This is a genomic window from Aeromonas sp. EERV15 (genome assembly GCF_900079845.1).
Classification (GTDB): domain Bacteria; phylum Pseudomonadota; class Gammaproteobacteria; order Enterobacterales; family Aeromonadaceae; genus Aeromonas; species Aeromonas sobria.
Genome location: NZ_FKKY02000195.1, coordinates 1 through 276, shown reverse-complemented (window position 1 = coordinate 276; position 276 = coordinate 1). Strand labels below are relative to the sequence as shown.

1 rRNA gene is annotated in these 276 nt (G+C 46.0%); it reads right to left on the bottom strand.

Features of this window, described 5'->3' with window-relative positions:
* A 16S ribosomal RNA gene (locus tag BN4575_RS21040) occupies window positions 1-111 on the bottom strand; the annotation flags it as partial.
* Window positions 112-276 lie beyond the last annotated feature (165 nt).

The window sequence follows — 276 nt, the reverse complement described above, 5'->3', positions numbered from 1 at the left end:
TCCGCCGCTCGCCGGCAAAAGTAGCAAGCTACTTTCCCGCTGCCGCTCGACTTGCATGTGTTAGGCCTGCCGCCAGCGTTCAATCTGAGCCATGATCAAACTCTTCAATTTAAGTTTGGTTTGCGTCGTGCTGTTACCGAAGTAACAAGCATTCAGCGGCTCAATGAATTGCTGAAATAAACTGTTCGACTTCTTATTGCTAAGAAATCGTCTTGGTCACTTCACCAGACATTGAAAATCAAAAATTAATTTTGATGCTCGATGCTGTGAGTGCCC